At 62.7% G+C, this 21,314-nt stretch carries 23 protein-coding genes; 22 read left to right on the plus strand and 1 reads right to left on the minus strand.

Annotation, left to right across the window (positions count from 1 at the left end):
* The first annotated feature begins 135 nt into the window (after positions 1 to 135).
* From gor to IE188_RS05585, 6 genes are all read left to right on the plus strand, one after another.
* Entirely contained in the window at positions 136 to 1,500 is a 1,365-nt protein-coding gene (gene gor / locus IE188_RS05560; protein ID WP_229836532.1) for a glutathione-disulfide reductase, read from the plus strand.
* A 141-nt stretch (positions 1,501 to 1,641) separates the two neighbouring features.
* On the plus strand, positions 1,642 to 2,802 hold the full coding sequence (hflK, locus tag IE188_RS05565) for an FtsH protease activity modulator HflK (protein ID WP_191285909.1): 1,161 nt from the start codon (positions 1,642 to 1,644) through the stop codon (positions 2,800 to 2,802).
* The gene (hflC, locus tag IE188_RS05570) at positions 2,802 to 3,671 is read left to right on the plus strand and encodes a protease modulator HflC (RefSeq protein WP_191285490.1); all 870 of its coding nucleotides are present in this window, start codon (positions 2,802 to 2,804) and stop codon (positions 3,669 to 3,671) included. Before hflK ends, hflC begins: the two co-directional genes overlap by 1 nt.
* A complete protein-coding gene (locus IE188_RS05575; protein ID WP_407648174.1) occupies positions 3,668 to 3,856 on the plus strand; it encodes a DUF2065 family protein in 189 nt (62 codons plus the stop codon). The genes hflC and IE188_RS05575 overlap by 4 nt, the downstream gene beginning before the upstream one ends.
* 116 nt (positions 3,857 to 3,972) lie before the next feature.
* Positions 3,973 to 5,007, plus strand: a complete 1,035-nt coding sequence (locus IE188_RS05580) for a fatty acid desaturase (RefSeq protein WP_191285491.1) — start codon at positions 3,973 to 3,975, stop codon at positions 5,005 to 5,007.
* Positions 5,008 to 5,221: 214 nt separating this feature from the next.
* Positions 5,222 to 6,664: a Do family serine endopeptidase gene (locus tag IE188_RS05585; RefSeq protein WP_407648189.1), complete on the plus strand. Its 1,443-nt coding sequence runs from the start codon at positions 5,222 to 5,224 to the stop codon at positions 6,662 to 6,664.
* A 92-nt stretch (positions 6,665 to 6,756) separates the two neighbouring features.
* Here the strand turns inward: IE188_RS05585 and IE188_RS05590 are convergent, their stop codons facing one another.
* On the minus strand, positions 6,757 to 6,954 hold the full coding sequence (locus tag IE188_RS05590) for a DUF1127 domain-containing protein (protein ID WP_191285492.1): 198 nt from the start codon (positions 6,952 to 6,954) through the stop codon (positions 6,757 to 6,759).
* A gap of 363 nt (positions 6,955 to 7,317) precedes the next feature.
* On the opposite strand from IE188_RS05590, the gene ruvC reads away from it, so the two are divergent.
* The 16 genes from ruvC (at position 7,318) to IE188_RS05670 (ending at position 21,243) form a co-directional block, all read left to right on the plus strand.
* The gene (ruvC, locus tag IE188_RS05595) at positions 7,318 to 7,824 is read left to right on the plus strand and encodes a crossover junction endodeoxyribonuclease RuvC (RefSeq protein ID WP_191285493.1); all 507 of its coding nucleotides are present in this window, start codon (positions 7,318 to 7,320) and stop codon (positions 7,822 to 7,824) included.
* Positions 7,821 to 8,495 (plus strand): Holliday junction branch migration protein RuvA, encoded by a 675-nt coding sequence (gene ruvA, locus IE188_RS05600; RefSeq protein WP_191285494.1) that lies wholly within the window; start codon positions 7,821 to 7,823, stop codon positions 8,493 to 8,495. The genes ruvC and ruvA overlap by 4 nt, the downstream gene beginning before the upstream one ends.
* A 17-nt stretch (positions 8,496 to 8,512) precedes the next feature.
* Complete coding sequence (gene ruvB, locus IE188_RS05605) at positions 8,513 to 9,580, plus strand: Holliday junction branch migration DNA helicase RuvB (RefSeq protein WP_191285495.1); 1,068 nt, start codon at positions 8,513 to 8,515, stop codon at positions 9,578 to 9,580.
* A 56-nt stretch (positions 9,581 to 9,636) separates the two neighbouring features.
* On the plus strand, positions 9,637 to 10,299 hold the full coding sequence (locus IE188_RS05610) for a hypothetical protein (protein ID WP_191285496.1): 663 nt from the start codon (positions 9,637 to 9,639) through the stop codon (positions 10,297 to 10,299).
* The gene (gene thpR / locus IE188_RS05615) at positions 10,300 to 10,836 is read left to right on the plus strand and encodes an RNA 2',3'-cyclic phosphodiesterase (protein ID WP_191285497.1); all 537 of its coding nucleotides are present in this window, start codon (positions 10,300 to 10,302) and stop codon (positions 10,834 to 10,836) included.
* A 30-nt stretch (positions 10,837 to 10,866) separates the two neighbouring features.
* Positions 10,867 to 11,250, plus strand: a complete 384-nt coding sequence (gene ybgC / locus IE188_RS05620; RefSeq protein ID WP_191285498.1) for a tol-pal system-associated acyl-CoA thioesterase — start codon at positions 10,867 to 10,869, stop codon at positions 11,248 to 11,250.
* 110 nt (positions 11,251 to 11,360) lie between these two features.
* Positions 11,361 to 12,056, plus strand: coding sequence for a protein TolQ (gene tolQ, locus IE188_RS05625; protein WP_191285499.1), 696 nt, complete (start codon positions 11,361 to 11,363; stop codon positions 12,054 to 12,056).
* Between the two features lies 1 nt (position 12,057).
* On the plus strand, positions 12,058 to 12,540 hold the full coding sequence (locus tag IE188_RS05630; RefSeq protein ID WP_191285500.1) for an ExbD/TolR family protein: 483 nt from the start codon (positions 12,058 to 12,060) through the stop codon (positions 12,538 to 12,540).
* 9 nt (positions 12,541 to 12,549) lie between these two features.
* Positions 12,550 to 13,647, plus strand: a complete 1,098-nt coding sequence (locus tag IE188_RS05635; protein WP_191285501.1) for a hypothetical protein — start codon at positions 12,550 to 12,552, stop codon at positions 13,645 to 13,647.
* Complete coding sequence (locus tag IE188_RS05640) at positions 13,644 to 14,360, plus strand: copper homeostasis protein CutC (RefSeq protein WP_191285502.1); 717 nt, start codon at positions 13,644 to 13,646, stop codon at positions 14,358 to 14,360. The genes IE188_RS05635 and IE188_RS05640 overlap by 4 nt, the downstream gene beginning before the upstream one ends.
* A 47-nt stretch (positions 14,361 to 14,407) precedes the next feature.
* Complete coding sequence (tolB, locus tag IE188_RS05645; protein WP_191285912.1) at positions 14,408 to 15,721, plus strand: Tol-Pal system beta propeller repeat protein TolB; 1,314 nt, start codon at positions 14,408 to 14,410, stop codon at positions 15,719 to 15,721.
* 150 nt (positions 15,722 to 15,871) lie between these two features.
* Positions 15,872 to 16,378: a peptidoglycan-associated lipoprotein Pal gene (pal, locus tag IE188_RS05650; protein ID WP_191285503.1), complete on the plus strand. Its 507-nt coding sequence runs from the start codon at positions 15,872 to 15,874 to the stop codon at positions 16,376 to 16,378.
* Between the two features lie 25 nt (positions 16,379 to 16,403).
* Complete coding sequence (gene ybgF, locus IE188_RS05655) at positions 16,404 to 17,237, plus strand: tol-pal system protein YbgF (RefSeq protein WP_191285504.1); 834 nt, start codon at positions 16,404 to 16,406, stop codon at positions 17,235 to 17,237.
* Positions 17,234 to 18,487: a tRNA lysidine(34) synthetase TilS gene (gene tilS, locus IE188_RS05660; protein ID WP_191285505.1), complete on the plus strand. Its 1,254-nt coding sequence runs from the start codon at positions 17,234 to 17,236 to the stop codon at positions 18,485 to 18,487. The genes ybgF and tilS overlap by 4 nt, the downstream gene beginning before the upstream one ends.
* Positions 18,488 to 18,575: 88 nt before the next feature.
* On the plus strand, positions 18,576 to 20,492 hold the full coding sequence (gene ftsH, locus IE188_RS05665) for an ATP-dependent zinc metalloprotease FtsH (RefSeq protein ID WP_229836534.1): 1,917 nt from the start codon (positions 18,576 to 18,578) through the stop codon (positions 20,490 to 20,492).
* 139 nt (positions 20,493 to 20,631) lie between these two features.
* Entirely contained in the window at positions 20,632 to 21,243 is a 612-nt protein-coding gene (locus tag IE188_RS05670) for a LysE family translocator (protein ID WP_191285507.1), read from the plus strand.
* Positions 21,244 to 21,314: the final 71 nt, after the last annotated feature.

Genomic DNA, 21,314 nt, shown 5'->3' on the forward strand with positions numbered 1-21,314 from the left:
ACACGGCTTCGACACGCGCAAACGTGAACCATGTGACATTTCCGGCTCTGGAAACCCGGCGGCGTTGCCCATAGCTTCTGCCGCAATGTGATTTGCACCCTGACGATATGGTCGGGGCAGGAAAGGTGAATGGATATGAGCGGATTTGACTATGACCTCTTCGTGATTGGTGGCGGATCGGGCGGTGTACGCGCGGGCCGTTTGGCGGCGGAAGGCGGGGCCAAGGTCGCGCTGGCCGAAGAGTTTCGCATGGGCGGCACCTGTGTCATCCGGGGCTGTGTGCCGAAGAAGCTGATGGTGTTCGCCTCGCAATACGGTCCCGCTGCCGATGCAGCCCGTGCCTATGGCTGGCAGGGCAATGCGCGGGGTGAGTTCGACTGGGCCGGCACCTTCCGCCCGGCCCTTCACGCCGAGCTTGAGCGGCTGGAGGGGGTCTATACCAAGAACCTTGGCAATTCGGGGGCCGATATCTTTCACGCCCGCGCCAAGCTGACCGATGCGCATACGGTTGAACTGTCGACGGGCGAGACATTTTCCGCAAAACACATCCTGATCGCCACTGGTGGGCGTCCCTTCGTGCCGGATCTGCCGGGGGCCGATCTGGGCATCACGTCGAACGAGATTTTCGATCTGGACGAGTTTCCCGCGCGTATCCTGATCATCGGTGGTGGCTATATCGCGATGGAGTTCGCCTGCATCTTCAACGGGTTGGGCAGTCAGGCAACGCTGTGGTATCGCGGCGCACAAATCCTGCGCGGCTTCGATGATGAGGTGCGCGGCCTGCTGGCCGAGCAGATCCGCGAAAACGGTGTTGACCTGCATGTTGGTCTTGAAATCGAGCGCATGGAACGCCGGGACGGCGCGATCTGGGTCAAAGGCACGGACGGGCGCGAGCAGATGTTCGATCAGGTTCTGTTTGCCACCGGGCGTGATCCGAACACCGAAGGGCTGGGGCTGGAAGATCTGGGTGTCGAGCTGTCGCAAAATGGTGCGGTCGTGGTGGACGACTACAGCCAAACCGCAGTGCCGTCGATCTATGCGGTGGGCGATGTGACCGATCGCATCGCGCTGACCCCCGTGGCGATCCGTGAAGGCATGGCTTTCGTCGAAACCGTTTTCAAGGGCAACCCCACCAAACCCGATCACGACAACGTCGCCTCGGCCGTGTTCACGCAGCCCGAATACGGCACCGTGGGCCTGTCCGAGGAAGACGCCCGCGCGCGCGAAAAGATCGACGTCTACAGCGCCGTTTTCCGCCCGATGCAGAAAAGTTTCATCGACGCGCATGAACGGGTGCTGTTCAAGCTGGTGGTCAGCCAGAAAACGCAGAAGGTGCTGGGCTGTCACATCGTGGGTGAAGGGGCCGGCGAGATGATCCAGTTGGCGGCAGTCGCGATCAAGATGGGGGCGACCAAGGCCGATTTCGACCGCACCGTCGCCGTTCACCCCACGATGTCCGAAGAAATCGTGCTGATGAAGTCGCCAACCCGCAGCGACTAAGCCCCGATTGGGGGGCGAAATGTGAAAGCACAGGAAATTCAACTCAAAAGGGGACAGATCGCGCGCCCTTTGCCTTGAAATCCGGCCCTTAAAGGGTCAGGTATGACGACGAAACCATTAACGTGGAAGGAACAGGACCAGATGGCCAGCGATAATGGCGGCCCCTGGGGCGGCGGTGGAAACCGTGGCGGCTCTGGCGGGCGTCCCCCCTCGAACGGTGGCGGCAACCGTGGCGGCAAGGATCAGCCGCAAATGCCCGAAATTGACGAGTTGATGAAAAAGGGACAAGAGCAGTTGCGCGTCCTGATGGGTGGCCGTGGCGACAGACGCCGTGGCGGTGGGGCAGGCGGCGATGCCGGTGGCCCCAGCTTCGGGCGCGGGTCGGTGCTGCTGGTCGCGCTGGTTGCCGTTGCAGTCTGGGTGTTTGCCAGCTTCTATCGCGTCGACACCTCGGAACAATCGGTCGAACTGCTGTTCGGGGAACGCTATGGCGTTGGGCAGGAAGGTCTGAACTTCGCCCCATGGCCGATCGTCACCAAGGAAATCTATCCGGTGACGCGCGAGAACATCATCAACATCGGTGACGGCCCGAACGAAGGGCTGATGCTGACCGGGGATGAAAACATCGTTGATATCGATTATCAGGTGGTCTGGAACATCTCGGATGTCGAGAAATTCGTGTTCAACCTGGCCGACCCGGAAAACACCATCCGCGCCGTGTCCGAATCCGCCATGCGCGAGATTGTGGCGCGCTCGCGGCTGGCACCGATCCTGACCTCGGATCGGGGCATCATCCAACAGGATCTGGAAGCCCTGATCCAATCGACGCTGGATGCCTATCAGTCCGGCGTGAACATTGTTCGTGTTAACTTTGACAAGGCCGACCCGCCCGAAGACGTGATCGACAGCTTCCGAGAAGTGCAGGCCGCCGAACAGACTCGCGACACGCTGCAAAAGCAGGCCGATGCCTATGTCAACCGCGTGGTTGCCGCAGCCCGTGGTGAAGCGGCGCAACTTCTGGAACAGGCCGAAGGTTATCGCGCCCGCGTGGTGAACGAAGCCGAAGGTGAAGCCGCCCGTTTCATCGCGGTCTATGATGAATTTGCCAAAGCCCCCGACATCACCCGCAAGCGCCTGTATCTTGAGACGATCGAGAAGGTGATGCGCGGTGTGGATAAGGTCATCCTTGACGAAAGCGTCAGCGGTGAAGGCTCGGGTGTCGTGCCCTATCTGCCGCTGAATGAACTGTCGCGCAAACCGGCGCAGACCACGAACCAGACCACAGACGGGGGGGCGAACTGATGAAACGCACTCAGATCATCCTTGTGGCCGTTGTTGCGCTGCTGTTTGGCGCGTTGCAGGCGGTCTATATCGTCGACGAGCGCGAGGTCGCGCTGCGGCTCTGGTTCGGTGAGGTGCAGGCCGAGATCACCGATCCGGGTCTGTATTTCAAGATCCCGGTGCTGCACGAAATCGTCAAGTATGACGGGCGCATCCTGCCCCTGGAAACCAGCAAGCTCGAGGTCACTCCGGCCGACAGCCGACGGCTTGAGGTTGACGCCTTCGCCCGCTGGCGCATCTCGGACGCCAAGCAGTTCCGCCGCGCGGTGGGCGCAAGCTCGATCGCCGGGGCGCAGCCGCGCCTTGAGCGGATCCTGAACGCCGAACTGCGTGAGGTTCTGGGTAAGGTGGACAGCGATGCGGTGCTGTCGGCGGACCGGGTTCTGCTGATGAACCAGATCCGTGATCAGGCCCGCACTCAGGCGGCATCGCTGGGCGTCGAAATCATCGACGTGCGCATCAAACGCGCCGACCTGCCCAAGCAGAACCTTGAAGCCACGTTCGAGCGGATGCGCGCCGAACGCCAGCGTCTTGCGGCGGATGAAATCGCCCGCGGTAACGAGGCCGCGCAGCGGCTGCGGGCCACCGCCGACCGGACCGTTGTGGAAACCGTGTCCGAAGCGCGCAAGCAGGCACAGATCATCCGTGGTGAAGCCGATGCCCGCCGCAACGCCATCCTGGCCGAGGCGCTGGGCCGCGATGCCGAGTTCTTCGCCTTCCTGCGCTCGCTTGAGGCGTATGAAAATTCGTTGGTCGGGGGCAACTCGTCGATGGTCCTGTCACCAGACAGCGAGTTCTTCGACTATCTGAAATCGGACACGGGTCGGTGATCTCGACCATTGTGTTGGGGATCGGGCTTGTGCTCGTGATCGAGGGGCTGGTGTTCGCACTGGCCCCTTCGCGTCTGGACGATCTGGTCGCGATGATGGCCGCCATGTCGCGCGATCAGCGCCGGTTGATCGGGCTGCTTGCGTTGGCGCTGGGCGTCGTGCTGGTCTGGCTGTCGCGGATGTAATCGCGCACAGGGCCGGGTTTCCCGCTTTACGTGTCACTTTGCGGTGTTTTGCACAATTCGCTTGCCATGCCGGGCAGGTCGTATATCGCTGCCCGAGTTCTTAGCAAAGCAGGCCCATGAAACATATCCCGGACTTTCCGCACGCCACCGACGACACGAAAACCGCGAAAGACTGGGTCAAGACCCTGGCCGCCTATCGCGAGCCAAGCACCTGGCGCAGCAGTTTCGAGCTTGCCGTCAGCATCGGACCCTTCCTTCTGTTGTGGGGGCTGGCCTGGATGTCGATGTCAATCAGTCCCTGGCTGACCCTTGCCCTTGCTGCCGTGAACGCCCTGTTTCTGCTGCGCCTGTTCACCATCCAGCACGATTGCGGTCACGGGTCGTTTTTCCGGCAGCGCGCGCTGAGCGACTGGGTCGGGCGGGTAATCGGCGTTCTGACCCTGACGCCCTATGCGGTGTGGCGGCGCACCCATTCGATCCATCACAGCTCGGCGGGCAATCTGGGCAAGCGGGGGATCGGCGATATCGTGACCCTGACGGTGGACGAATACAACGCGCTGTCGCGGTTCGAGCGCCTCAGATACCGTTTCTATCGCAATCCGCTGATCCTGTTCGGGTTTGGGCCGGGCTATCTGTTCCTTCTGCAAAACCGCCTGCCGTTTGGCCTGATGAACAGTGCCCGATACTGGGCCAGCGCGATGGGCACCAACCTTGCCATCGTCGCGGCGCTGGGCGCGATCTGGTATTTCGGCGGTTTCGCGGCGCTTCTGCTTATTTTCCTGCCGACCACAATACTGGCGGCCACGGCTGGCATGTGGCTGTTCTATGTGCAGCATCAGTTTGAAGACACGCATTGGAGCGTTGAGGCGGACTGGCACTTGCATGATGCGGCGCTTGAGGGCAGTTCGCATTACATCATGCCGCCGATCCTGCAATGGTTCAGCGCCAATATCGGCATTCACCACGTGCATCACCTTTATAGCCGCATCCCCTTCTATCGCCTGACCGAAGTCCTGCGCGATCATGCAGAACTGGCCCAGGCCAACCGCATGACCATCCCTGAAAGCCTGTCCTGCGCGCGGCTGCACCTGTGGGACACGCAGCGCCAACAGCTTATGTCCTTTGCCCAGGCCCGCGCGCTCTATGGCTAGGTCCGGCTGCATGGCCGGTGCGCGCGTTGCCGCGCGTCACGCCGCATTACAGGCGTTCACATGGCAGTGAATACAGTTCAGGAACTTTGCGTTGCGCTTTAGGGTTCCTATCTAGACACTATTCTTTGTCGGGCGAAGGTCCGAAACAGTTTCTTGAAAGGAGAGAGGTGTGAAAGTGCAGGCAATTTCCCCCACCCAAAACCAGATGTGGGGCATGCGCGCTTTTGTCGGGCTGATCATGGCGCTGGCCGTGGTCCTGGCATCCGGTCTGCGGGCCGAGGCGCGCGGCGCCCCCGACAGCTTTGCCGATCTGGCCGAACAGGTCAGCCCGGCGGTGGTGAACATCACCACATCAACCATCATCGCCCAACGGACCGGCAATCAGCCGATGATCCCCGAAGGCAGCCCGTTCGAGGATTTCTTCCGCGATTTCCTGGATCGCAACCACCCGGGCGGGCCGAATGACAACGCGCCCCGCCAGCGCCGCAGTCAGGCGCTGGGGTCGGGGTTCGTGATTTCCGAAGACGGGTTCATCGTGACCAACAACCATGTCATCGAAGGCGCGGACGAGATCATGATCGAGTTCTTTGGGGACAGGGGCGAACTGCCTGCCACCGTGATCGGGACTGACCCGAACACGGACATTGCGGTTCTGAAAGTGGAAAGCGACAAGCCGCTGCCCTTCGTCAGCTTCGGCGACAGCGACATCATGCGTGTCGGCGATTGGGTGATGGCGGTCGGCAATCCGCTGGGGCAGGGTTTTTCGGTGTCGGCCGGGATTGTGTCTCAGCGCAACCGCGAATTGTCGGGCGCTTATGACGACTATATCCAGACCGATGCGGCGATCAACCGGGGCAACTCGGGCGGGCCGCTGTTCAACATGGATGGTGAAGTGGTCGGCGTGAATACGGCGATCCTCAGCCCCAATGGCGGTTCGATCGGGATCGGATTCGCGATGTCGTCTGCGGTTGTGAAACGTGTGGTGGACCAACTGAAGGAATTTGGCGAAACCCGTCGCGGCTGGCTGGGTGTGCGCATCCAGGACATCACCGATGACATCGCCGAGGCGATGGGCCTGGACAGCACCAACGGCGCGCTGATCACCGACGTGCCGGAAGGACCGGCGAAAGAAGCCGGCATTCTGCCCAACGACATCATCCTGTCCTTTGACGGGACCGAGGTGACGGACACGCGCGAGCTTGTGCGCATCGTCGGCAATGCACCCGTGGGCAAAGCCGTGCGCGTGGTGATCCTGCGCGATGGTCAGACCGAGACCCTGAAGATCACATTGGGTCGTCGCGAAGACGCCAGCACCGCGTCCGGGGATGCTCCTGACGCGCCCACGCCTGAAGCGCCCGCAGAAGGCAAGGTGCTGGGCATGACTTTGGGCGAGCTGGACGACACCCGCCGCATGGACCTTAATCTGCCCCCGGCAGCCGAAGGTCTTGTGGTGCTGGACATCGACGAAGACAGCGAAGCCTTTGAAAAGGGCATTCGGGCGGGCGATGTGGTGGCCGAAGCCGGGCAGGAGGCCGTGACCTCGATCGAGGCGCTGGAAGACCGGCTGGAGGCCGCAAAGGACGGGGGTCGCAAATCGGTGCTGCTTTTGGTGCGCCGCGATGACAATCCGCGTTTCGTTGCGCTGACGCTGGACTAGGCACCCCATAAAAGAAAACCCCGCGCGGCCAAGGCCGGGCGGGGCAGAAAGCCCGCAGCCGATAGGTGCGGGCTTTTCGTTTGAGTGGTGGCCTACAGCGAATAAATATCCGCGCGGCACAGCCCGATATCGTCCAGTTCGCGGTCGCTGAGCTTGTTCAGCGCATTCCGGGTCATGCGCGCGTCGTTCCAGGCGGTGACGGTGGCCACCAGCTTGTGGAACACAGCGGTCAAACGGCCGCCGAAGGACGCACCGTTCACAGGGATATATGTCGTTTCGAAAGCAGCCATTTTTCTGCTCCTTCATTGGTTGGATTGCGGCGGTTCGCCTGATTGCTTCGGCGGGCATCTAGGCCCGATTTTTCGGGGCAGCAAGCCCACAAATTGCATGACTCCTATGCGTTTTCTGCAACGGGTCGCAATCGGGATATGCGGGGTCGAAAACAGGCCGGGTTGGTCGCTTTCCGACCCGCGACATTCTGTCCGGTGACCCACGCTGTGGCATGAAAGCCGCAGTTTATTGCTCCTCGTCCGATGGATAAGAAACGTTAGGCTGCGCAAAAGATTCTGGTGCATGTTCTTGTTTCGTGCTAGTCCGGTTGGCAACAAAAGCACCGCACAGGCGTGCGGGCAACGAGCAGGGCAGGACACAACATGCGTGTAATCGGGATTGATCCGGGACTTCGCAACCTTGGTTGGGGTGTGATCGACACGGATGGCACGCGGATGTCGCATGTGGCCAATGGGATCTGCCATTCACGCACCGGCGAATTGGCGGCGCGGCTCTTGTCGCTTTACGACCAGTTGTCGGATGTGCTGACAGAATTTGCGCCCGATACGGCCGCTGTTGAGCAGACCTTCGTGAACAAGGATGCTGTCGCCACGCTGAAACTGGGGCAGGCGCGCGGGATCGCCCTTCTGGTGCCTGCAAAGGCCGGGTTGCCCATCGGGGAATACGCGCCCAACGCAGTCAAGAAAGCTGTGGTGGGGGTGGGACATGCCGACAAGGTGCAGGTGGAACATATGGTCAAGATGCAACTGCCCGGCGTGAAGATCACGGGCGCGGACGCCGCTGATGCGCTGGCCATCGCGATCTGTCATGCGTTCCACGCGCAGAATGCAGGACGGCTGGATGCGGCGCTCAGAAAGGCCAGCGCATGATTGGGAAAATCGCGGGACGGATCGACTATCGCGCCGAAGACCACGTGCTGATCGACGTGCGCGGGGTGGGCTATCTGGTCTATGTCTCGGATCGGACCATGGCCAGCCTGCCGGGTTCGGGCGAGGCGGTGGCACTTTATACCGAGCTTTTGGTGCGCGAGGATAATCTGCAACTCTTTGGCTTCACCACGTTGGTCGAGAAAGAATGGCATAGGTTGTTGACGAGCGTTCAGGGCATTGGCGCAAAAGCGTCGATGTCGATCCTGAGCACGCTGGGACCCGACGGGGTCAGCCGCGCGATTGCGCTGGGGGACTGGAACGCGGTGAAGGCTGCAAAGGGATTGGGGCCTAAAACGGCGCAGCGCGTTGTGAACGAACTCAAGGACAAGGCGGCGTCGGTCATGGCGCTGTCGGGTCAGGTCGGGGCAGCGTCAGTTGATGCGATGCCGGATGACGTGATTGAACCGGCAGCTCCCGCCGCCCCTGTTGCCCCGCCCGCGCCAACGGGCAACGCCGCCGCCCAGTCCGAGGCGCTGTCGGCGCTGACCAATCTGGGTTATGCTCCTGGCGAAGCAGCGTCCGCAGTCGCGCAGGCTTTGGGCAACGATCCATCGCTTGACACGTCCGGCCTGATCCGCGCGGCGCTGAAACTTCTTGCGCCGAAAGGGTAGGGGGCTAGAAAGAACCCATGACCGCCTCTGACCCGCTCAATGCTCCTGATCCCACGCTGCGCCCCGCACCGCGCCCGGAAGACGCAACCGAGGCCGACCGCGCCCTGCGCCCGCAAACACTGGGCGATTTCATCGGGCAGGCCGAGGCGCGGGCGAACCTTCGTATCTTCATCGAAAGCGCACGCAAACGCGGCGAGGCGATGGATCATGTGCTGTTCCATGGCCCGCCGGGGCTGGGCAAGACGACGCTTGCGCAGATCATGGCGCGTGAATTGGGCGTGAACTTCCGCATGACATCCGGCCCCGTGCTGGCGAAGGCCGGTGATCTGGCGGCGATCCTGACCAATCTGGAAGCCAATGACGTGTTGTTCATTGACGAGATTCACAGGCTGAACCCGGTGGTCGAAGAAGTGCTCTATCCCGCGCTGGAAGATTTCGAACTGGATCTGGTGATCGGCGAAGGGCCTGCGGCCCGCACCGTGCGGATCGAATTACAACCCTTCACGCTGGTGGGCGCGACGACCCGTTTGGGTCTTTTGACCACGCCATTGCGCGACCGGTTCGGCATTCCGGTGCGGCTGCAATTCTATTCCGTCGACGAACTGCACGAGATCGTCACCCGCAACGCTGTCAAACTTGGCGCACCGGCTGATGAGGATGGCGCGCGCGAGATTGCCCGCCGCGCCCGTGGCACACCGCGCATCGCCGGGAGGCTGTTGCGGCGCGTGGTTGATTTCGCGGTGGTCGAAGGCGACGGGCGCATCACCCGCAATTTGGCCGACAATGCGCTGACCCGGCTGGGCGTTGATCATCTGGGGCTGGACGGGGCCGACCGGCGCTATCTGGGCCTGATGGCGGAACACTATGGCGGCGGCCCGGTGGGCATTGAAACCCTGTCCGCCGCCCTGTCCGAAAGCCGCGATGCGCTGGAAGAGGTGATCGAGCCGTTTCTGCTGCAACAAGGTCTGATCCAACGCACCCCGCGCGGGCGGATGCTGGGGCAGATTGCGTGGCGGCATCTGGGCCTGACCGCGCCGATCTCGCCCTCGGATGGCACGGCGCAAGGGCAACTTTTCGACGGTTGACCCTTGAAACGCGCGCCCGTTTGCGGGACATCACCCCGCAGATCAGGAGACGCCAGATGACCGCCCCCCTTATGACCCCGGAAGACGTGACCGCTCATTTCACCCGTGCAAGCGGTGACTTCACCTTTGCCCGCTGGGGCCGCCCGATCGTGCCGGTGGTGTTCGGGGTGGATGACGCCACGCTTGAAATCGTGAAAGGTGCGATCGAGGCGGTGGTGTCGCTGGCCGGTCACAAGATGGCCGAGACCGACCCGGAACTGGGTGCCAATCTGATGGTTTTTTTCTTCCGCGATTGGGACGAGCTTCTGGGCGTGCCGAAGCTGGGCGAAATGATCCCCGATCTGGACCCGTTGGTCGCCCGCCTGAAAGCAGGTGGTGCGACGAACTACCGTGCCTTTCGGTTTGATGATCAGAACGCCATCCAGGCCTGTTTCACCTTTGTGTGCATGCAGGGCGCGATGGTGGATCAACCGGCGGAAACGATTGCCCTGACGCAGGCTGTTCAGGCGATCCTGTTGTGGAGCGATACGGCTTTCGCCACCAAAAGCCCGCTGGCGCTTCTGCCCGAGGGGCAGACCATCCTGCGCCCGGAAATCGCGGGGCTGATCAAGGCGGCCTATGATCCGGTCTTGCCGGTGGCAGCAGATGATGCGTCCCATGCGCTCAGGATATTCGCGCGAATGCAGGTGCACGCGACTTCGGACACGACGCCACACTGAATGCGCTGTTTTCTGGCCCTTCCCCTGCCGGATGATCTGGCCGCACAGCTTGCCGGTTTTGCCGCCCGGCTGCGTGTCGGGCGCCCGGTGCCCGAGGAAAACATCCACCTGACACTTGCGTTTCTTGAGGAACAGCCCGTCGAGGCGCTTGAAGACCTGAACACTGAACTGGAGGTGCTGCGTGCCCCTTCCATTCCGGTTGATCTGGCCGGTCTGACGACCATGGGTGGGGCTGTGCCTTCTGTTCTGGCGATCCGTGCCGAAGGCGTGGACGCGCTGCACAAACAGATTGCACAAGCGGTGCGCCGCGCGGGTATCACGCTGCCTTATCGGCGGTTTCGTGGGCATGTGACGCTGGCACGCCTGCCGCGCACGCCCACGGCTGACGATCTGTCTGCATTGGGCCGCGCGCTGGAAGCCCATGGCGCCATCCGCTACCCGACCGTCACGCTCGACACGCTGTCGCTCTATCGTTCCGACCTGCGCCCGGATGGCGCGCGATATGAGCGGTTGGCAGACTATCCCCTGCGCGGCTAGGGTCGGGCAAAGCAGAACCACGAGGCCCCGATGCACCGTTTTCCCATCCGCGTTTATTATGAAGACACCGACATGGCCGGGATCGTCTATTACGCCAACTACCTGCGCTATATCGAACGGGCGCGGTCAGACTGGGTGCGCGAGATCGGGATCGATCAGAACGCGATGCGTGAGGACGGGTTGGTGTTCGCCGTTCGGCGCATCGAAGCCGACTACCTGTCCCCGGCGCATTTTGACGAAGAGTTGCAGGTTGAAACATCTGTTCAGCAGGTCACCGGCGCGCGGTTGGTGATGGAACAGGTGGTGAAACGCGGGCAAGAGCGTTTGTTTGAAGCCGTCGTCACCGTTGTCTGCGTGTCTGACACCGGCCAACCCGCCCGGCTTCCGGCAAATATCCGCCGTTTGGTCCACTGACCCCACGACTTTACTGCCGATGACGCGGTTTTGATGGCATTCCCCGTGGCAATCCGCTATGAAACATGCAGAAAAGCTGCCCAGAGAGGTGGCGGTACAGAGGCAGACATATGGAAACGGAAACGCTTCAGGCGGCGGCGGAGATCGACTTCTCCTTTTTCGCCCTATTTCTTCGCGCAACTTTCACGGTCAAATTGGTCATGCTGTTGTTGATCGCGGCGTCGATCTGGTCGTGGGCGATCATCATCACGAAACACATGGCCTATCGGCGCGCCCGCGCGGATGCCGAGGACTTCGACCGCAAGTTCTGGTCGGGCGAGCCGCTGGACGAGCTTTTTGACCAGATCGGCCCCAATCCCGGCGGGTCGGCGGAAAAGGTCTTTGCCTCGGGCATGCTGGAATGGCGCCGCTCGCACCGCCCCGATGGCGGGCTGATTGCCAACGCGCAGTCCCGCATCGACCGGTCGATGGATGTGGCGATCGCCAAGGAAGGCGAGGAACTGAACAAGGGGCTGAGCTTTCTGGCAACCGTGGCTTCAACCGCGCCCTTCGTGGGTCTGTTCGGCACCGTCTGGGGCATCATGCACGCCTTTGTCGAAATCGCGCAGCAGCAGAACACCAACCTGGCCGTTGTCGCCCCCGGCATTGCCGAGGCGCTTCTGGCGACGGGTCTGGGGCTGCTCGCCGCCATTCCCGCGGCGGTGTTCTACAACAAGCTGAGCGTGGACAGCGACAATATCCTTGCAAGCTATGAGGCCTTCGCCGACGAGTTCGCCACCATCCTCAGCCGTCAGTTGGACAGCTGATATGGGCGCGGGTGTGCAACAAAGCGGGGGGGCGGATCGCCGCGCCCGTCGCGGGCGGCGTCGCGGCAAACATCGCCGCGTGATGGCCGAGATCAACATTACCCCCTTCGTGGACGTGATGCTGGTGCTGCTGATCATCTTCATGGTTGCAGCCCCCCTAATGGTTGTCGGCGTGCCGGTCGAGCTGTCCAAGACCGCCGCCAAATCACTGGACGCGCCAGAAGAAGAGCCGTTGGCGATCACCATCACCGAAGAAGGCCAGATCTTTCTGCAAACGACCGAGATTGCGCGTGACGAGCTGATCACCAAGCTGCGCGCCGTGGCCGCTGAACGCTCGGACAACAAGGTGTTCCTGCGCGCGGATGGTCAGGTTGAATGGGACGCGATCGCCAAGGTAATGGGCGCGCTGAATGCGGCTGGCTTCACCTCGATCGGGTTTGTGACCGAAGGTGGCGGGCCAAGTCTGACTGGCACGGACAACTAGGGCAGGCATATGCGCAGAGGTCTTTACATCTCGGCATCTGTCCACGGGATCCTGATCCTGTGGGTGCTGTTCGGCGGGGCCTTCAATTGGTCCAGCGACGAGCAGCTTGTGCAGGTGTCCGATGTGTCGATCATCTCGGAAGACGAATTTGCCGCGCTCAGCGCGCCGAAGGGTGAAGCTGATGTCGGAGGCGACACGCCGCCTGCGCCACGTCCGACACCCGAGCCAGAACCCGCGCCCGCGCCTGCGCCTGAACCGGAGCCTGCGCCCGAGCCAGAACCCGCACCCGAGCCGGAACCTGAGCCAGAGCCCGCACCAGCCCCGGAACCGGAACCGACACCAGAGCCGGAACCCGAACCTGTCGTTGAACCCGAAACCGCGCCGCCCGCGCCCGCGCCGCGCGTGGCCCCGACCCCTGCGCCCGCGCCGGAAACGCCGGTCGAGGAGGCGCCAGAGGTGGTCGAAGCCCCCGAACCTTCGCCCGAACCGACACCGGACCCCCTGCCGGAAGAGGTGACGCCCACCGCGCCGCCCGAAGCCGCGTCCGAGATCGTGACCGAAGCCGAAGAGCCGGTGGAGGATCCATCCTTGGCCCCTGCGACCTCGGCCCGGCCGAAGAACCGCCCGAACCGTCCCGCGCCCGTGGAAACCGCCGAGCCGCAAACACCGGTCGAAACCCCGACCGAAGCCCCCGCGCCCGCCAACAACGCCGCCGCCGTGGCCGCTGCGGTGGCGGAACAGGTGGCGGGGGGCGAAACCGACACGCCCGCTCAGGATGTGCCCGAGGGCCCGCCGCTGACGCGCGGCGAAAAGGACGGGTTGCGCGTGGCAGTCAGCCGATGCTGGAACCTTGGCTCAAGCTCGACCGATGCGATGTCCACCACCGTGGTCGTGATGGTGTCGATGAGTCGCGACGGCAAACCCGAAGGCATCCGCCTGGCGTCATGGGATGGTCCGTCCGAAGGGGCCGCGAACACCGCGTTTCAGGCAGCGCGTCGCGCCATCATCCGCTGTGGCGCAAGTGGTTTTGACCTGCCCGCCGAGAAATACGGCCAGTGGCGCGAAATCGAGATGACGTTCAATCCCGAGAATATGAGGATCAAATGACGCCTCGGACGCTCGAAATATGTGTCGACACGATCGACGGGGCCATCGCCGCCCAAGCGGGAGGTGCGGACCGGATCGAGCTGTGCGCGGCGCTCTCGGAAGGCGGGCTGACACCCAGCGCGGGGTTGATGGTGGCCGCATCGCGGCTGGATATACCCTGCTATGCGATGATCCGTCCCCGCTCTGGCTTGTTTGTCTATTCGGATGCGGACGTGCAGTTGATGCTGGACGACCTCGCTGCGGTGAAAGAAGCTGATTTGGCCGGTGTCGTGCTTGGCGCGCAAAAGCCCGATGGCACCTTGGACACCGCTGTGCTTGGCCTGCTTTTAGCCGCAGCCGAAGGGTTGGGGGCAACGCTGCACCGGGTGATCGACGTGGTGCCGGACCCGCTGGCGGCGCTGGATCAGGCCATCGCGCTGGGGTTTGAGCGTGTGCTGACCTCGGGCGGGGCAGCGACCGCGGTCGAGGGGGCAGACAGGATCCAAGCGATGATCCGCCATGCCGCCGGACGCATCGCTATCATGCCCGGAAGCGGGCTGACAGACGGCAACATATCTGATTTTGTGGCGCAGACAGGTGTTCGTGAGGTTCATGCCTCCTGCGCAGCGGTTGTGGCGGGAGAGGAGAGTTTTTCCAATCTCTCCCCTGCCGGTGGCCGCAAGGAAACGTGTAAGAACCGGGTGAAACAAATGAAGAGGGAATTGGTCGGATGAGCGCGAAACTCAAGAAACTGATCCTCGAACAAGCGACGGGGACGATGATGGCCCTGCTGCTGTTGGCCACGGCCGCTTTGGTGGTGCAACCCCGCCCGGCGGTGGCACAAGGTCCGTTGCGGATCGAGATTACTGATGGTGTGATCGAGCCCTTGCCCTTCGCGGTGCCGGATTTCCAGGCCGAGAACGGGGCGGCGGCGGAATATGCCCGCTCCATAGCGCGGGTGGTGGCGGCGGACTTGTCCGGGACCGGGCTGTTTCGGGAAATCCCGGCAGACGCGTTCGTATCCGGCATCACCAGCTTTGCCAGCCCGATTGCCTATGCGGATTGGAAGGCCATCAATGCGCAGGCCCTGATCACCGGGGCCGTGTCGGCCTCGGGCGACAGTCTGAACGTGAAATTCCGGGTGTACGATGTGTTCTCCGGCCAGCCGCTGGGCGAGGGTCTTCAGTTTTCGGGCGCGATCGGCTCGTGGCGCCGGGTGGCGCATAAAGTGGCCGATATCGTCTATAGCCGGATCACCGGCGAGAGCGGCTATTTCGACAGCCGCGTGGTCTTTGTGGCCGAAACCGGCCCCAAGAACGCCAAGCGCAAGCGGCTGGCGGTGATGGATTACGACGGGGCGAATGTCCAGTATCTGACCGACAGTTCGGCGCTGGTGCTGGCGCCGCGCTTCTCGCCCACCGGCGACAAGGTGCTTTACACCAGCTACGAGACCGGCTTCCCGCAGGTCTATGTGCTGGATGTGGCCACGGTCGGTCGTCAGGCCTTGTCGCAACAGCCAGGCACGATGACCTTCGCGCCGCGTTTCTCGCCGGATGGCCGCACCATCGTCTATTCGCTGTCGGCGGGTGGTAACACGGATATCTATGCGATGGACATCAACGGCGGCAACCCACGCCGCCTGACCACCACACCGTCGATCGAGACCGCGCCCAGCTATTCGCCCGATGGCAGCCAGATCGTGTTTGAAAGCGACCGGTCCGGCACGCCGCAGCTTTATGTCATGCCCGCAGGCGGGGGCGAGGCGACGCGGATAAGCTTCGGACAGGGCCGCTATGGCACGCCTGTCTGGTCGCCGCGCGGTGATCTGATTGCCTTTACCAAGCAAAACGCGGGCCGCTTCCATATCGGCGTCATGCGCACCGACGGGTCGGAAGAACGCCTGCTGACCGCGTCCTTCCTGGACGAAGGCCCCACCTGGGCGCCGAACGGGCGGGTGATCATGTTCGCCCGCGAAAGCCAGGGGGCAACCGGGGCGCCGTCGCTGTACTCCGTCGACATTTCGGGCCGCAACCTGCGCCGGGTGGTGACGGAAGGGGCGGCCTCGGACCCGGCCTGGTCGCCGTTGTTGAAGTAAGCGCAAATCTGCGCAGGGATCGGCGCGCGCCAACGGGCAAACGCCGATCCGTTCCCAAACCGCTTTTTTGCTGCTAGGATTGCAGCAACGAGCAACAATATGCCCGCTGCGACAGGAAGGGCGGGCAACAGAATGGACACAGGAACGACCATGAAACGAATTGCAATTGCTACGCTGGTTGTGGGCGCGCTGGCGCTTTCGGCTTGTTCGAAAAACCGTCTTGGCGATCAGTATGGGGCGGCAGGCGCGTCGGGTGATTTCGTCGCGGGCAGCCCGTCCGACCCGCGTTCGCCCGCCTATTTCCAGCAGACCATCGGGGACCGCGTGCTGTTTGCGATTGACCAGTCTTCGCTGAGCCCCGAAGGCATCGACCTTCTGACCAAACAGGCCGCGTGGCTGATGGAAAACACCGCCTATACCGCCGTGATCGAAGGCCATGCGGATGAACAGGGCACGCGGGAATACAACCTTGCGCTGGGTGCACGTCGCGCGTCTGCGGTGCAGAACTTCCTGATCGAACGTGGCGTTGCGCCAAACCGGCTGCAAACGGTCAGCTACGGCAAGGAACGCCCGCTTGAAATCTGCTCGGACGAGCTGTGCTATGCCAAGAACCGTCGCGCCGTGACCGTTCTGGCCGCCGGCGCCGCCACAAGCTGAACCTTGACCGGGTAAGGAGAGTCAGATGCTGCGTTTTTCCCGGCTGACTGCCGTTGCCATATCGCTGTCCGTGGCGTTGGTCACCCCGACCATCGCACAGGACCGGGCGCAATCGCTTGCCGATATCCGGCAAGAGCTGTCGATGCTCTATGTCGAGATCCAGAAGCTGAAAACCGAGCTGTCGACCACAGGGGCGGGCAGTATTGCCACCGGCACCGGCAGTCTGACCGAGCGTGTGGCGACCATCGAAAGCGAGCTGTCGCGCCTGACCGGACAGACCGAACAGCTTCAGTTCCGCATCGATTCGATCGTCAAGGACGGCACCAACCGGATCGGCGATCTGGAGTTTCGGCTGGTTGAACTGGAAGGTGGCGATGTGACGAAGCTGGGCGAGACCTCGACCCTTGGCGGCGGCGAGGTGCCGACCGCTCCGGCCCCTGCACCAGCCCCGGCGCAACCGCTGGCAACCGAGTTGGCGGTGGGCGAAAAGCAGGATTTCGACGCCGCAGGCGCCGCGCTTGAAGCCGGCGAGTTCGAAGAAGCCGCGACCCTTTATGCGACGTTTATCGAAACCTATCCCGGTGGCCCTCTGACCGCCGAGGCGCATTTTCAGCGGGGCGAGGCGCTGACCGGGCTGGGCGACATCAAATCCGCCGCGCGGGCCTATCTGAACGCCTTTTCCGGCGCGCCGAACAGCGACCGCGCCCCGGATGCGCTGTTCCGGCTGGGCAATGCGCTGGGCGGGTTGGGTCAGATTTCCGAAGCCTGCGCGACACTGGCCGAGGTGGGCAAACGCTTCCCCGGCACCCCGGCGGTCGAAGACGCCACCGCGGCCCGCGCAAGCCTTGGGTGCCAATGACGCCAGCAACTGCCCTTGCCGATGCCCTGAACCGGGCCCGCACTGGCGGGCCCGTTTTGCGTTTGGGTGTGGCGGTGTCGGGCGGTGGGGACAGTATGGCGCTGCTGCTGCTGGCGCGGGATTGGTGTGCGGCGCAGAGGGCGGAGCTTCACGCCGCAACCGTCGATCACGGGTTGCGTGCCGGTGCGGCGGACGAGGCGCGGTTCGTGCGGGAAAGCTGCGCGTCGCTGACCGTGCCGCACACGGTTTTGCGCTGGTCGGATCGCCCCGCAGGCAATTTGCAGGATGCTGCCCGCCGCGCGCGCTATGACCTGTTGGCCGATTGGGCGCGGGGGGTGGGGCTTGATGCGGTATTGCTGGGTCACACCGCCGATGACCAGGCCGAGACCTTCGTGATGCGACTGGCACGGGGGTCGGGCGTCGATGGGCTTGCCGCGATGCGGGAGGATTGGCACGACCGGGGGATGCGCTGGCTGCGGCCCGTGTTGCGGGTGGATCGGGCGTCCTTGCGTGACGTTCTGAAGACGCGCGGGCAGGACTGGGTCGAGGATCCGTCAAACGAGGACCGGGCATTCGACCGTGTCCGGGTGCGTGACGCAATGCCGGATCTGGCGCAGATCGGGCTGGATCGGGACCGCCTGACCGGCACCGCACGGCGCATGACGCTGGCCCGTGACGCGCTGTCATGGCTGGCTCACGACGCGGCAGTCCGGTTGTCGGATATGCAGGCCGGGGATGTCCGGTTTCGGTTGCCGGAGTTTGCCAACCTGCCGGATGAAACCCGCCACCGTCTGCTGGCCCATGCCATTACTTATATCTCGTCCACACCCTATCGCCCGCGATATGACGCGTTGCGCACGTTGGAGGCCGAGGTGCTGGACGGCCAGACCCGCAACCTGCAGGGTTGCCTGGTTTCACGCGCCTCTGACCGGCTTGTGATCGGGCGCGAGCAGCGCGCGGTCGACGGGCTGACCGCCCCACCCGGTGCGCTGTGGGATGGGCGTTGGATCTTGACGGCCCCTGACGGGCGCAATGCGCCTGACATGCAGGTCAAGGCCCTGGGTGACGGCATTCTTCATTGCGCAACCTGGCGGGCCACCGGGCTTTCCCGCACCACGCTGATGACCACGCCCGCGCTCTGGTCGCAGGGCACGCTTCTGGCAGCGCCGCTGGCGGGGGTTGGCGATATTTCCCTGCTGACGCGCGCGCCGAATGTGGAAGAATTCCGATCAGCCGTTTTATCGCATTGAACATACGTCATTCATCCCTATTTTAGAGTGGCAGCGTGCGGATCATCGGTCCTGCGCCCTGTCGCCATGGCATTCAAAGGAGAGACCCTTGGGCAACGCGAGAAATTTCGCTTTCTGGATCGTTCTGTTCCTGTTGATCCTGGCTTTGTTCAACCTGTTTTCGAACGGGCAGGCAGGGCTGGCAGCATCACAGGTCAGCTATTCGGAATTTGTAACCTCTGTCGAAGGGGACGAGGTCAAGACCGCAACCATCGACGGTGAAAAGGTCATCTATCAGGCCGCAGACGGCAAGATGTACCAGACCATCGTGCCGCGTGACGCCGAAGTGTCGAACATGCTTCTGGACAAGGGGGTCGAACTGAAGGCCGAGCCACAGCAGCAATCGGGCTTCATGAGCCTTCTGACCCTGCTGTTGCCGGTGATCCTGCTGATCGGGTTCTGGTTCTTCATGATGAACCGGATGCAGGGGCGCGGGGGCGGCGGTGCCATGGGCTTTGGCAAGTCCAAAGCCAAGATGCTGACCGAACGTGAGGGTCGCGTGACCTTCGATGACGTGGCCGGTATTGACGAGGCCAAGGAAGAGCTGGAAGAGATCGTGGAATTTCTGCGCAACCCGCAGAAGTTCAGCCGCTTGGGCGGGCAGATCCCCAAAGGGGCGCTTTTGGTTGGCCCTCCGGGCACAGGTAAGACGCTGCTGGCGCGTGCCATTGCAGGCGAAGCGGGTGTGCCGTTCTTCACCATCTCGGGTTCCGATTTTGTTGAAATGTTTGTGGGTGTCGGTGCCAGCCGCGTGCGCGACATGTTCGAACAGGCCAAGAAAAACGCGCCCTGCATCGTCTTTATCGACGAGATCGACGCCGTGGGCCGGTCGCGTGGCGCAGGCTATGGCGGCGGCAATGACGAGCGCGAACAGACGTTGAACCAGCTTCTGGTCGAGATGGACGGGTTCGAGGCGAACGAGGGTGTGATCATCCTGGCCGCGACCAACCGTCGAGACGTGCTGGACCCTGCGCTGTTGCGTCCGGGCCGGTTTGACCGTCAGGTCACTGTGCCAAACCCAGACATCAAAGGCCGCGAGAAGATCCTTGCCGTTCACGCCCGCAAGGTGCCGCTTGGCCCGGACGCCGACATGCGCATCATTGCGCGCGGCACACCTGGGTTTTCGGGCGCCGATCTGGCAAACCTTGTGAACGAAGCCGCCCTGATGGCCGCCCGTGTGGGGCGCCGGTTCGTCACCATGGAAGATTTCGAGAACGCGAAAGACAAGGTGATGATGGGGGCCGAACGCCGCTCGATGGTGCTGACCGACGATCAGAAGGAAAAGACCGCCTATCACGAGGCAGGCCACGCCGTGGTCGGCCTGTCGCTGCCGCAATGTGACCCGGTCTACAAGGCCACGATCATTCCGCGCGGTGGTGCGCTGGGTATGGTTGTGTCGCTGCCCGAGATTGACCGTCTGAACTGGCACAAGTCGGAATGCGAGGAAAAGCTGGCCATGACCATGGCGGGCAAGGCGGCCGAGATCATCAAATATGGCGAAGAAAACGTCTCGAACGGGCCAGCGGGTGATATCCAGCAGGCGTCCGGTCTGGCACGCGCCATGGTGATGCGGTGGGGCATGTCGGACAAGGTCGGCAATATCGACTATGCCGAAGCCGCCGAAGGCTATTCGGGCAACACGGCGGGCTTCTCGGTCTCGGCGCACACCAAGGAACTGATCGAGGAAGAGGTAAAACGCTTCATCCAGGAAGGTTATGAAACCGCGTTCAAGATCTTGACCGAGAAAAAGGAAGAATGGGAAAACCTGGCCCAGGGGCTTTTGGAATACGAAACCCTGACCGGCGAGGAAATCCAACGCGTCATGCGCGGTGAGCCGCCCACGAAAAGCGAGGATGACGACACGCCGGACGAAGGCAGCGCGCCGTCCGTTACCGCGATCCCGAAAACCAAGCCACGGTCGAAACCGGCAGGCGACGGCGATCTGGAGCCGGAACCCACCGCCTGATCCCGGATCAAAACAGAACAGCCCCCGATGCAGCCGCGTCGGGGGTTTTTCGTTGTTCGGGGAATGGGCCGTGTTTGCGCAGGAAACGGGTCGATATGTTCACGGCAAATGCGCACCTTCTGGATAGGAGGGCGCGATCATGGTCCCAACAACACTGGCATTGATTCTGTTTCTGGCACCGCTGGCCTACAGCCCGGGACCGGGAAATATGGTTTTTGCTGCGATGGGTGCGCGGTTTGGTCTGCGGGCCACCTTGCCTGCGAATTTTGGCTATAACGTCGCGACGTGGCTGGTGACTTTCGGCCTTGGGCTGGGGTTCTCGGCGTTGATTGCCAAGGCACCAACCTTGTTTGAGGTGATCCGGTGGGCGGGGGCGATCTATGTGGCGTGGCTGGCGTGGACATTTCTTCGTGCCGGACTGTCGGGGGCGGATCAGGACAGGGGCGTCATCGGCGTTCTGGATGGTATCATGCTGTTGGTTTTGAACCCGAAAGCCTATGTGATCATTGCGCTGATGTTCAGCCAGTTCCTGACCGCATTTCCAATCCCCCATCTTGCTGCCGTGCTGTGGATCACGACCATCTTCACGCTGAACAACCTTGTTGCGTTCCTGTTCTGGACGATCGTTGGTGATGGACTTCTGGCCCGCTTCAGACACCGCGATCATGCGCGCCTGTTGAACGGGGCATTCGCCGCGATACTGGGTCTTGTCGCGGTCTGGCTGTTTGTTGCAGGACGCGCGGCGGTCTGACAATTGCCGCCCCGACTTGGAAATCAGGGCGGCGTATTCCGGACCGTCAGCAAACGATTCTTCGCAATTTG

Source organism: Aliiroseovarius zhejiangensis (assembly GCF_014656375.1).
GTDB classification, from domain to species: Bacteria; Pseudomonadota; Alphaproteobacteria; order Rhodobacterales; family Rhodobacteraceae; genus Aliiroseovarius; species Aliiroseovarius zhejiangensis.

Coding starts and splice junctions, on each gene's coding strand:
- gor (WP_229836532.1), top strand. CDS start 136: ATGAGCGGATTTGACTATGACCTCTTCGTGATTGGTGGCGGATCGGGC.
- hflK (WP_191285909.1), top strand. CDS start 1,642: ATGGCCAGCGATAATGGCGGCCCCTGGGGCGGCGGTGGAAACCGTGGC.
- hflC (WP_191285490.1), top strand. CDS start 2,802: ATGAAACGCACTCAGATCATCCTTGTGGCCGTTGTTGCGCTGCTGTTT.
- IE188_RS05580 (WP_191285491.1), top strand. CDS start 3,973: ATGAAACATATCCCGGACTTTCCGCACGCCACCGACGACACGAAAACC.
- IE188_RS05585 (WP_407648189.1), top strand. CDS start 5,222: ATGCGCGCTTTTGTCGGGCTGATCATGGCGCTGGCCGTGGTCCTGGCA.
- IE188_RS05590 (WP_191285492.1), bottom strand. CDS start 6,954: ATGGCTGCTTTCGAAACGACATATATCCCTGTGAACGGTGCGTCCTTC.
- ruvC (WP_191285493.1), top strand. CDS start 7,318: ATGCGTGTAATCGGGATTGATCCGGGACTTCGCAACCTTGGTTGGGGT.
- ruvA (WP_191285494.1), top strand. CDS start 7,821: ATGATTGGGAAAATCGCGGGACGGATCGACTATCGCGCCGAAGACCAC.
- ruvB (WP_191285495.1), top strand. CDS start 8,513: ATGACCGCCTCTGACCCGCTCAATGCTCCTGATCCCACGCTGCGCCCC.
- IE188_RS05610 (WP_191285496.1), top strand. CDS start 9,637: ATGACCGCCCCCCTTATGACCCCGGAAGACGTGACCGCTCATTTCACC.
- thpR (WP_191285497.1), top strand. CDS start 10,300: ATGCGCTGTTTTCTGGCCCTTCCCCTGCCGGATGATCTGGCCGCACAG.
- ybgC (WP_191285498.1), top strand. CDS start 10,867: ATGCACCGTTTTCCCATCCGCGTTTATTATGAAGACACCGACATGGCC.
- tolQ (WP_191285499.1), top strand. CDS start 11,361: ATGGAAACGGAAACGCTTCAGGCGGCGGCGGAGATCGACTTCTCCTTT.
- IE188_RS05630 (WP_191285500.1), top strand. CDS start 12,058: ATGGGCGCGGGTGTGCAACAAAGCGGGGGGGCGGATCGCCGCGCCCGT.
- IE188_RS05635 (WP_191285501.1), top strand. CDS start 12,550: ATGCGCAGAGGTCTTTACATCTCGGCATCTGTCCACGGGATCCTGATC.
- IE188_RS05640 (WP_191285502.1), top strand. CDS start 13,644: ATGACGCCTCGGACGCTCGAAATATGTGTCGACACGATCGACGGGGCC.
- tolB (WP_191285912.1), top strand. CDS start 14,408: ATGGCCCTGCTGCTGTTGGCCACGGCCGCTTTGGTGGTGCAACCCCGC.
- pal (WP_191285503.1), top strand. CDS start 15,872: ATGAAACGAATTGCAATTGCTACGCTGGTTGTGGGCGCGCTGGCGCTT.
- ybgF (WP_191285504.1), top strand. CDS start 16,404: ATGCTGCGTTTTTCCCGGCTGACTGCCGTTGCCATATCGCTGTCCGTG.
- tilS (WP_191285505.1), top strand. CDS start 17,234: ATGACGCCAGCAACTGCCCTTGCCGATGCCCTGAACCGGGCCCGCACT.
- IE188_RS05670 (WP_191285507.1), top strand. CDS start 20,632: ATGGTCCCAACAACACTGGCATTGATTCTGTTTCTGGCACCGCTGGCC.